The organism is Streptomyces sp. NPDC043908, assembly GCF_056435525.1.
Map to the genome: position 1 here is coordinate 1 of NZ_JBWKEI010000034.1, position 10,305 is coordinate 10,305.

7 protein-coding genes are annotated in these 10,305 nt (G+C 72.0%); 4 read left to right on the forward strand and 3 right to left on the reverse strand.

What is annotated here, in order from left to right; genetic code table 11:
- The first annotated feature begins 383 nt into the window (after positions 1 to 383).
- Both hemB and AC069K_RS35630 read left to right on the forward strand, forming a co-directional pair.
- On the forward strand, positions 384 to 1,370 hold the full coding sequence (hemB, locus tag AC069K_RS35625) for a porphobilinogen synthase (RefSeq protein ID WP_478622977.1): 987 nt from the start codon (positions 384 to 386) through the stop codon (positions 1,368 to 1,370).
- Positions 1,371 to 1,392: 22 nt separating this feature from the next.
- Entirely contained in the window at positions 1,393 to 2,364 is a 972-nt protein-coding gene (locus tag AC069K_RS35630; RefSeq protein WP_478622979.1) for a molybdopterin-dependent oxidoreductase, read from the forward strand.
- On the opposite strand, the gene AC069K_RS35635 is transcribed toward AC069K_RS35630, so the two are convergent.
- A complete protein-coding gene (locus AC069K_RS35635) occupies positions 2,333 to 3,265 on the reverse strand; it encodes a lactonase family protein (protein WP_478622981.1) in 933 nt (310 codons plus the stop codon). The genes AC069K_RS35630 and AC069K_RS35635 overlap by 32 nt on opposite strands.
- A 381-nt stretch (positions 3,266 to 3,646) precedes the next feature.
- Positions 3,647 to 4,408 carry a DUF4232 domain-containing protein gene (locus tag AC069K_RS35640; protein ID WP_478622983.1) on the reverse strand — a complete coding sequence of 254 codons (762 nt, stop codon included), beginning with the start codon at positions 4,406 to 4,408 and terminating at the stop codon, positions 3,647 to 3,649.
- A gap of 379 nt (positions 4,409 to 4,787) precedes the next feature.
- Between AC069K_RS35640 and AC069K_RS35645 the strand changes: the two genes are divergently transcribed.
- Complete coding sequence (locus tag AC069K_RS35645; protein WP_478622985.1) at positions 4,788 to 6,221, forward strand: helix-turn-helix domain-containing protein; 1,434 nt, start codon at positions 4,788 to 4,790, stop codon at positions 6,219 to 6,221.
- Between the two features lie 22 nt (positions 6,222 to 6,243).
- Here AC069K_RS35645 and argS read toward each other — a convergent pair whose 3' ends face one another.
- A complete protein-coding gene (gene argS, locus AC069K_RS35650; protein WP_478622987.1) occupies positions 6,244 to 8,004 on the reverse strand; it encodes an arginine--tRNA ligase in 1,761 nt (586 codons plus the stop codon).
- Positions 8,005 to 8,184: 180 nt separating this feature from the next.
- Between argS and lysS the strand changes: the two genes are divergently transcribed.
- Positions 8,185 to 9,927 carry a lysine--tRNA ligase gene (gene lysS / locus AC069K_RS35655; RefSeq protein ID WP_365107339.1) on the forward strand — a complete coding sequence of 581 codons (1,743 nt, stop codon included), beginning with the start codon at positions 8,185 to 8,187 and terminating at the stop codon, positions 9,925 to 9,927.
- Positions 9,928 to 10,305: the final 378 nt, after the last annotated feature.

Here is a 10,305-nt window from a genome sequence, read left to right on the forward strand (position 1 = left end):
GCCCGTTTTCTCCTCTCCCTCTTCTTTTTTTTGCTTTTCTTTTTCTTCTTCCCCCCCCCCCCCCCCCCCCCCCCCCCCCCCCCCCGCCCCTCCCCCCCCCCCCCCCGCCCAGCCACCCACAAACCCGCAGACGACCACCGGGCCCTGAAGGGGCGCGGGGAACTGCGCGAGCAACCCTCCACCGGTCCGCAGACGAAGTCCGGGCGGAAAAGGGGCGCGGGGAACTGCGCGGGCAGTCCGCCGTCGGCCCGCAGGCGAACCCCTGGCCGAACAGGGGCGCGGGGAACCGCGCGGGCAGGATGCGGTCATTCGGGCAGGTGCCCGCCTCGCTTCGGGGAAGGGTGGGGCGAAAACAACCCCGCCCGGCGGCGTAGCGTGGGGGCATGAGCTACGGATCCTTCCCCGGCACCCGCCCCCGCCGGCTCCGCACCACGCCCGCCATGCGCCGCATGGTCGCCGAGTACCGGCTGCACCCGTCCGACCTGATCCTCCCCGCCTTCGTGCGCGAGGGCGTCGACCGGCCCGTACCCATCCAGGCCATGCCCGGTGTCGTCCAGCACACGCTCGACACCCTGCGCAAGGCCGCCGTGGAGGCCGTCGAGACCGGGGTCGCCGGGATCATGCTCTTCGGGGTGCCGGAGGACGAGAAGAAGGACGCCCTCGGGACCGCCGGGACGGACCCGGACGGAATCCTCCAGGTCGCCATCCGGGCCGTGAAGGAGGAGGTGGGCGACGACCTCGTCATCATGTCCGACCTCTGCCTCGACGAGTACACCGACCACGGCCACTGCGGCGTCCTCAACGACGAGGGCCGCGTCGACAACGACGCCACCCTGGAGCGGTACGCCGAGATGGCCCAGGTCCAGGCCGACGCCGGCGTCCACGTCGTGGGCCCCAGCGGCATGATGGACGGTCAGGTCGGCGTGGTCCGCGACGCGTTGGACCAGACCGGCCACGAGGACGTCTCCATCCTCGCCTACACCGCGAAGTACTCCTCCGCCTTCTACGGCCCGTTCCGGGAAGCCGTGGGCTCCTCCCTCCAGGGCGACCGCAAGACCTACCAGCAGGACCCCGCCAACGCCCGCGAGTCCCTGCGCGAGCTCGCCCTCGACCTGGAGGAGGGTGCCGACATGGTCATGGTGAAGCCGGCCGGACCGTACCTCGACATCCTCGCCAAGGTCGCCGAGTCCGTGGACGTGCCCGTCGCCGCCTACCAGATCAGTGGCGAGTACGCGATGGTCGAGGCCGCCGCCGAGAAGGGCTGGATCGACCGCGACCGGGCGATCCTCGAAACTCTGACGGGAATCAAGCGGGCCGGTGCGAACATGATCCTGACGTACTGGGCGACGGAGGTCGCCCGCGGGCTGTAGACGGCGACGACGGGGGCGGGCGATGGGTGAACAGGCGCTGGACGTACGGGACTTCGCCGATGTCACGGACTATCTCACCCCCGTCGACCACGTCTTCGTCCGCGCCCATCTCGGCGTGCCCGACGTGGACGCCGACTCCTGGAGCCTGTCCGTGGAGGGGCTCGTCGAGCGGCCGCTGCGGCTGACCCTCGACGACGTCCTCGCGCTGCCCGCGCGTCGCTTCACCGCGTTCCACGAGTGCTTCGGCAACCCCTTCCGGCCGGACGTGCCGACCCGGGCGGTGGCCAACCTCCGCTGGACCGGGTTCGATCTGTCCGCCCTCCTCGACCGGGCCGTGCCGCTCGCCTCCGCGCGGCACGTCTGGTTCGAGGGCGCGGACACCGGCTCGTTCGCCGGTGAGGACGGGCTGTCGTACGTGAAGGACCTGCCCCTGGAGACCGCCCGGCGGGACGTCTTCCTCGCGTACGAGATGAACGGCGAGCCGCTCACCGCCCGGCACGGGCACCCGCTGCGGACCGTGGTGTCCCGGATGTTCGGCACCAACTCGGTGAAGTGGCTGACCCGGATCGTCCTGGCCGAGGAGCGGCCGGACCACATGTTCACCACGCGCTTCTACACCCGCGTCCACCCGGGCGAGTCCACGGCCCGTCCCGTACGCGCGGTGGACGTCGGCAGCAAGATCCTCAGCCCGGGGGACGGGGAACGGCTGCCCGGGGAGTACGTGGAGCTGGTCGGCCGGGCGTGGAGCGTCGGGGAGGTCGTCGCCCTCGACGTCAGCGTGGACGACGGACCCTGGCGGCCCGCCGCGCTCGAACCCCTCGGGCCCGAACCCGCCTGGCAGCCCTTCACCCTCACCCTGCGGCTGCCGCCCGGCCGTCACCGCGTCCGCGCCCGCGCCACCGACCGCGACGGGCGCGTCCAGCCGCCGCCCGGGGTGCGCAACTCGGTGCACGAGATCACCGTCACGGTCGGTGGCGCGGCAGCGGAAGCGTGACCGGGCGGCCCGACGGACGGCCCGTGCGCGGGTCCAGCGCCGTCACGGCGAGCGTGACCGTGGCGGAGGCGTAGAGGTACGTGCCCCGGGGGTGCACCGCGACGCCCGTGCAGCGCGGGGCCGTGAGGCCCGGCAGCCGCTCGGGGCCGGTGTCCGGGTCGGGCAGGCCGTCGGGGGCGAGGCCGGCGCGGTGCAGCGCGCCCGTCTCGCGGTCCGCGAAGTAGAGGCAGGCCGCCGCCGGGTGGACCGCGAGCGGGCCCGGGGCGGACGGCACCTGGAGGGTGAGGGTGCGGGCCGGCCCGTCGGAGTCGGCTCGGCCGTCCGGGCGGAGCGCGACGACGTTCAGGGCGCGTTCGTCCGGGTCGCTCACGTAGAGGCGGGTGCCGGCCGGGTGGACGGCGAGGCCCTGGTGGAGCGGGGAGGTGCCGCATACCCGGAGGGCCGCCGTGCCCTCGTCGTCCGGTCGGCCGCCGTGGCCCAGGGGCAGGAGGGTGGCGGCCGACGTCCCCTCGCGGTCGGCGACGTAGAGGAGGGGGAGGAAGGGGTGGGCGGCGACCGCGGCGGCGAGGTCCGGGCCGGCGGGGGTGTACACCTGCCAGCCGACGCCGCGTACGGGGCGTCCTGCGGGGTCGAGGGCGTGCCACAGCAGGCGTCCGCCGGGCGGGTCGGTGACGTACAGGCAGGAGCCGGTCGCGTCCACGGCGAGCCCGTACGGGCGGATGCCCGGGGTCCATTCGGCGGGGGCCTCCGGGCGGCCGTCCGCGCCGAGGGGGATGCGGAGGATGCCGTGCGGTTCGCCGACGTACAGCCAGGTGGCGGCGGGGTGCACGGCCAACTCCGCCCGTACGGCTCCCTCGCCGTCCCCCCACGGATCCTCGTCCCGGTGCACAGCCACTCCCACGGTTGTTTTTTCCGGGTTAACGAGGAGGGTGGGGGGTTGGGGGTGCGGCCTTTTGGGTCCGGTCTTCGTCTGCGGGCGGGCGGGTGGCCGGTCGCGCAGTTCCCCGCGCCCCTTTTTGGCCCGGTCTTTGTCTGCGGCCCGGTGGTGGGTTGCTCGCGCAGTTCCCCGCGCCCCTAGGGGGTTGCCCGCAGCCGGAACAGTTGGCTCAGCCACAGGCTTTTAGGGGCGCGGGGAACTGCGCGACCAGCCACGCACGGTCCGCGGTCGAAAGCGGGGTTGGGGGCGCGGGGAACTGCGTGGGCAACCCTCACGGTCCGCAGACGAGAGCGGGGGTCGGGGCGCTGGCCCGGGAAGGGGGCGGGGCGCTGGCCCGTAAGGGGGTTACCAGGCGCTGATCGCGCTCAGGTCCGTCTGCCAGTACGTGGCCATCGCCTGCGCATCCACCACCCCCACCGGCTTCGGCAGCGACGCGTACGCCGAGCGGCCCACGGACTCCATGCCGGTCGCGCCCCGGAAGTACACGACGACCTGGCTCGTCATGTACGGGTCGGTGCCGTCGGGCTCCCCCTGCGTGCGCACCATGGCGTACGCCGACCGGCCCGGCGCCAGCGAGACCACCGCCTGCGGGATGGTGTCCTTGTCGACCGCGATCGGCGACTGGGCGTTGGAGAACTTCACCGCCGGAGCGTCGTACGCGTCGCAGACCGTCTTGCCGATGTTGGTGGCCGTCAGCAGGACGTGGTTGATCGGGCGGGAGACCGGCGTCGCCGTCAGCTTCACGTTGGAGCCGGTGCAGGTGACGCGCTTGGACGAACCGGAACCCGAACCGGAGCCGGAGGTACCGGACGCGGACTGGCCGCCCGTGTGCTTGCCGGTGGACTTCGCCGGCTTGGCCGTCCCCTGGCCGCCGCCCGTAGAGCCGGACCCGCCGGCCGACCCCGTACCACCGGTCCCGGCCGTCCCGGCCGTCCCGGCCGCGTCCCCGCCGGTCGAAGAAGCCGGCGTGGAGGCGGGCGCCGAGGCCGTCGGCGTGGACGCCTTGTCCGCCGCCTTGGGCTTGGAGTCGCTGCCGCAGGCGGTGAGGGACAGCGCGGCGATCAGCGCGGTGGTCGCGGCGGCGGTGATGCGGAGGTTGGTGCGCATGGTGGATCGGCTCCCCGTTGCTAGGTGCGTGAGTCGTACGTGAGTGGTGTGTGGTGCGTGGTGCGTGGTGACGAGCGGTGTGTGGCCGCGGTCAGTTCTGGAGACTGAGGACCAGCGCGATCACCGTGGCCACCGAGGCGGCCAGCATCGCGGCGGCCATCGAGTCCGCCAGGTTGACCCGGATACGGAATCGCATTGCCTGCTCCCCCCGGTGGGCCGGTTTGGCTGGTTGCTGCACTCACCTTGCGGGCCGGTCGGCGCCGACCGCAATCAGCAAGGGACAATGGGGGAAGCTGGAACGCGGGAACACGCTCTGACCTGGGGAAACTGCCTTCCCCTGGAACGCGTTCCCGGGACGGACAGGGGAGGGAAACGGCTCGTGGCTACGGCTGAGTCCGAGGATTTCGCGGCATTGCTCAGGGAGTTGAAGGACCGTTCGGGACGGAGTTACGGCGTCCTCGCGGGCAAGCTCCACGTGAGCACGTCGACGCTCCACCGGTACTGCAACGGTGACGCCGTGCCCAATGAGTACGCCCCCGTCGACCGGCTCGCCCGGCTCTGCGGGGCCACCCGGGAGGAGTCGGTCGAGCTCCACCGCCGCTGGATCCTGGCCGACGAGGCGCGGCGCAAGGCGCGCGGCGCGGCAGCGGCGGAGGCGGCTCGTCCGCCCGCGCCGCTGCCGGTGCCGGTGCCGGCGACCACACCCGAACCGGAATCGAAAGCGGAACCGGAGGTAGAGGTTCCGGTCGGGCCCGCCGAGGTCGGCCCCGCCCCCGCGCCCGTCTCCGAGGCGGGCGAATCCGAGGGGGGCGAATCCGAGGTCCGTTCCCCCGAGTCTCCCCTCGTCCGCACGGTCACCGGCGCGTCCACCGCCCCGCTCCGCAAGCGGCTCACCAAGCGCACCCGGCTCGCGCTCATCGGGGCCGCCGCCGTCACGGCCCTCGCCGTCCCGGCCGTGGCCGTGGCCGTGGCGAACCTGTCCGGCGGCTCCGGGGACGACAAGGACACCAAGAGCTCGGCCGTCGCCGACGCACGGGAGACCGAAGAGCGCACCACGCCGAGCGTCACACCCCCCACGTCCGGCTCCCCGAGCCCGAAGGCCTCCTCGCCGAGCCCGTCGGGCCGCGCCACCCGCTCCAACAGCCCCGCCCCGTCGGCGTCGGCCGTCCGCAAGCCCGTTCCGGCCGCCCAGGCCCCGGTCGGCGTCGGCGTCAGCTCGTACCAGTGGGACGGGCCGTGCGGGAAGTTCTATCTGATGGACCAGAAGCCGAACGCGGTGCCGAAGCCGCCCGACCCGTACGAGAGCCGTCCCTGGGCCTCGGTGCTCGGCGGGGTCGACGGCGGGCACCTCACCCTCCAGCTCACCGCGACCGGCAAGACCCGTGAGTCGGTCGTCATCAACGCCGTGAACGTGAAGGTCGTGGAGCGCGACGCGCCGCTCGACTGGACCGCGTACTCGATGGGTTCGGGGTGCGGCGGCGCGGTCACCCCGGGCTTCTTCGACATCGACCTGGACAAGGCGCAGCCGCGCACCAGGCCGGTCGGCGGCACGCAGGGCGAGAACCGCGTGCCCGCCACGGACTTCCCGTACAAGGTGTCCACGACGGACCCGCAGGTGCTCAACCTCGATGTGCACACCGACGCGCACGAGGTGACCTGGTACCTGGAGGTGGAGTGGAGCAGCGGCGACCGCTTCGGGAGGATCCCGGTCTACGACGAGAGCGGCAGGCCGTTCCACAGCAGTGCCGTCAAGGGCCGTCCGGCGTACGAGTACCGGGGGGACACCAACGTGTGGGAGCGGCTCACCACGTGAGCCGCTCCCCGCACGGGGCCGGTCAGAGGCGCTCGGGCGTCCGGATGCCGAGCAGGGCCATGCCCTGGTGGAGCGTCCGGGCGGTCAGGTCGCACAGGAACAGGCGGTTCTCCACCAGCTCGGGCGACTCGGCCTTGAGGACCGGGCACTGGTCGTAGAACGTCGTGTACAGCGACGCCAGCTGGTACAGGTACGCGGCCAGCTTGTGCGGCGCGTAGTCCGCCGTCGCCTCCGCCAGCAGCTCGCCGAAGGCGTCCAGGTGCAGCCCCAGGGCGCGCTCGGCCGGGGCGAGTTCAAGCTCCGGGTGGGCGGCCGGGGTCGCGTCGTCGGCCTTGCGCAGGATCGACCTGATCCGGGCGTAGGCGTACTGGAGGTAGACGGACGTGTCGCCGTTGAGCGACACCATCTGGTCCAGGTCGAACTTGTAGTCGCGGTTGGCCGAGGTCGACAGGTCCGCGTACTTCACGGCGCCGATGCCGACGTACCGGCCGTTCTCGACGATCTCCTCCTCGCTCAGGCCCACCTTCTCGGCCTTCTCGCGCACGACCGCGGTGGCCCGCTCGACGGCCTCGTCGAGGAGGTCCTCCAGCTTCACCGTCTCGCCCTCACGGGTCTTGAACGGCTTGCCGTCCGCGCCGAGCACCGTGCCGTAGCCCATGTTGTGCGCGGTGACGTCGTCGGTCAGCCAGCCCGCGCGCCGCGCGGCCTCGAAGACCATCTTGAAGTGCAGCGACTGGCGCACGTCCACGACGTAGATCAGCGAGGTCGCGTGCAGGTCCGCGACGCGGTTGCGGATCGCGGTCAGGTCGGAGGCCGCGTAGCCGAAGCCGCCGTCGGCCTTCTGGACGATCAGCGGGACGGGCTGGTCGTCCTTGCCGCGGATCTCGTCGAAGAACACCACGAGCGCGCCCTCGGAGCGCACCGCGACGCCCATCTCCTCCAGGAGGCGGGCGGTCTCGGGCATGCCCTCGTTGTACGCGGACTCGCCGACGATCTCGTCGTCGCGGATCTCCATGTCGAGCTTCTCGAAGACCGAGTAGAAGTAGACCTTCGACTCGTCGACGAACCGCTGCCACAGCTCCAGCGTCTCCTTGTCACCCGACTGGAGGTCCACGACCCGCCGGCGGGCGCGCTCCTTGAACCCCTCGTCGGCGTCGAAGACCGCGCGGGAGGCCTTGTAGACCCGGTTCAGGTTCGACATGGCCTGCTCGCCGTCGACCTCGTCCGCGGGGGCCAGCGCGTCCGGGTGCTCGATCAGGTACTGGATGAGCATGCCGAACTGGGTGCCCCAGTCGCCGATGTGGTGGCGGCCGATCGTCTTCTCGCCGGTGAAGTCGAGCATGCCGCGCAGCGCGTCGCCGATGACCGCCGAGCGCAGGTGGCCGACGTGCATCTCCTTCGCCACGTTCGGCTGGGCGTAGTCGACGACCGTGATGCCCGGGTTCTCCTTGAGCGGCACGCCGAGCCGGTCGTCGGCGGCGCGCGCGGCCAGCGTCCTCGTGATCGCCGCGTCGGTGAGCGTGATGTTGAGGAAGCCGGGGCCCGAGACCTCGACGTCCTTCAGGAGGTCGCCGGAGTCCAGCGCGCCGGTGACCTTCGCCGCCAGCTCACGCGGGTTGCCCTTGAGCTTCTTGGCGAGCGCCAGGATGCCGTTGGCCTGGAAGTCGGCCCGGTCGCTTCGTCGCAGCAGCGGGTCGGTGGAGCCGGCCTCCGGCAGGGCTGCCGAGAGGGCGTCCGCCAGGCGCTGCTGGACAGTGGAAGCGAGGGAAGGGACCGAAGCCATGGGTTCCGTTTCCTGTCGGTCGGCCGCCCGCGAAAGGGTTTGCGGACGGGATGTGTACGGGGGGATTCTCCCATGGGAGCGTCTCCCGCTTCTCCGGGAATACGCGCAACCCCGGAGGGGGTGGTTCCGTCTGGGACAATGGGCGGGCCAAGCCCTTCGAGGCGTACGAGAAAGAAGGACGTGCCGACCGTGGCTCAGAGCAGCACCGAGACCGACTGGGTCTCCCGTTTCGCGGACGAGGTCATTGCCGACTCGGAGCGTCGTGCGCCTGGCAAACCGGTCGTCGTCGCGTCCGGCCTGTCCCCGTCCGGCCCCATCCACCTGGGCAACCTCCGCGAGGTCATGACCCCGCACCTGGTCGCGGACGAGATCCGCCGGCGCGGGTACGAGGTGCGCCACCTGATCTCCTGGGACGACTACGACCGGTACCGCAAGGTGCCGGGCGGCGTCCCCGGTGTCGACGAGTCGTGGGCCGAGCACATCGGCCGCCCGCTCACCTCGGTCCCGGCCCCGGCCGGCTCGGCGTACCCGAACTGGGCCGAGCACTTCAAGGCCGCGATGACCGAGGCCCTGGCCGACCTCGGCGTCGAGTACGACGGGATCAGCCAGACCGAGCAGTACACCTCGGGCGCCTACCGCGAGCAGGTCCTGCACGCGATGCGCCACCGCGCCGACATCGACGCCATCCTGGAGCAGTACCGCACCAAGAAGGCGCCCGCCAAGAAGCAGCAGGGCCAGAAGCCGGTCGACGAGGCCGAGCTGGAGGCCGCCGAGGGCTCCGGCGCCGCCGCTGAGGACGACGGCACCGGCTCCGCCGGCTACTTCCCGTACAAGCCCTACTGCGGCGGCTGCAACAAGGACCTCACGGTCGTCTCGGCCTACGACGACGACACCACCGAGCTCACCTACACCTGCTCGGCGTGCGGCTTCTCCGAGACCGTCCGGCTCAGCGAGTTCAACCGCGGCAAGCTGGTCTGGAAGGTCGACTGGCCGATGCGCTGGGCGTACGAGGGCGTGATCTTCGAGCCGTCCGGCGTCGATCACTCGTCCCCGGGCTCCTCGTTCCAGGTCGGCGGCCAGATCGTGTCGATCTTCGGCGGCGAGCAGCCGATCGGCCCGATGTACGCGTTCGTCGGCATCAGCGGCATGGCCAAGATGTCCTCGTCCAAGGGCGGCGTGCCGACCCCCGGCGACGCGCTGAAGATCATGGAGCCGCAGCTGCTGCGCTGGCTGTACGCGCGCCGCAGGCCCAACCAGTCCTTCAAGATCGCCTTCGACCAGGAGATCCAGCGGCTCTACGACGAGTGGGACAAGCTGGAGGCCAAGGTCGCCGACGGCAGCGCGCTGCCCGCCGACGCCGCGGCCCACGCGCGCGCCGCCCGCACCGCCGCCGGTGAACTGCCGCGCACCCCGCGCCCCATGGCGTACCGCACGCTCGCCTCGGTCGTCGACATCACCGCCGGCCACGACGAGCAGACCCTGCGCATCCTGAGCGACCTTGACCCGGCGAACCCGCTGTCCTCCCTGGACGAGGTCCGCCCCCGGCTCGACCGGGCCGAGGCCTGGATCAACACCCAGGTCCCCGCCGACCAGCGGACCGTGGTGCGCGAGGAGCCCGACACCGAGCTGCTCGCCACGCTCGACGACCAGGCCCGCGAGTCGCTGCGCCTGCTCGTGGACGGTCTCGACGACCACTGGTCGCTCGACGGTCTGACCCACCTGGTCTACGGCGTGCCGAAGGTCCAGGCCGGGTTCTCGGCGGACGCCACGCCCAAGGAGCTGCCGCCGGAGATCAAGACGGCTCAGCGGACGTTCTTCGCGCTCCTGTACCACCTGCTGGTGGGCCGTGACACGGGCCCGCGTCTGCCCACGCTGCTGCTCGCCGTGGGCGCGGACCGAGTCCGCAAACTCCTGGCGGCGTAGCCGCCCCACCAAGGGGGCCCGGGGCTTTCCCCCTGGGCCCCTTTTGGCATGGCATGGGGGGCGCCCCTTATCGGCCCGGTCTTTGTCTGCGGGCGGGTGGTGGGTTGCTCGCGCAGTTCCCCGCGCCCCTTATCGGCCCGGTCTTTGTCTGCGGGCGGGTGGTGGGTTGCTCGCGCAGTTCCCCGCGCCCCTTATCGGCCCGGTCTTTGTCAGCGGGCGGGTGGTGGGTTGCTCGCGCAGTTCCCGGCGCCCCTGAGGGGGCTCGTTTGTGTGCGGGTGGGTGGTGGGCTGGTCGCGCAGTTCCCCGCGCCCCTAAAAGCTCTGTGGCTGAGCTGATTCGCTGGCTGCGGCGCAGTACCCAAGGGGCGCGGGGAACTG

Bases quoted from the DNA above. Each gene is read 5' to 3' on its own strand.
- hemB (WP_478622977.1), top strand. From the start codon at position 384: ATGAGCTACGGATCCTTCCCCGGCACCCGCCCCCGCCGGCTCCGCACC.
- argS (WP_478622987.1), bottom strand. From the start codon at position 8,004: ATGGCTTCGGTCCCTTCCCTCGCTTCCACTGTCCAGCAGCGCCTGGCG.
- AC069K_RS35630 (WP_478622979.1), top strand. From the start codon at position 1,393: ATGGGTGAACAGGCGCTGGACGTACGGGACTTCGCCGATGTCACGGAC.
- AC069K_RS35640 (WP_478622983.1), bottom strand. From the start codon at position 4,408: ATGCGCACCAACCTCCGCATCACCGCCGCCGCGACCACCGCGCTGATC.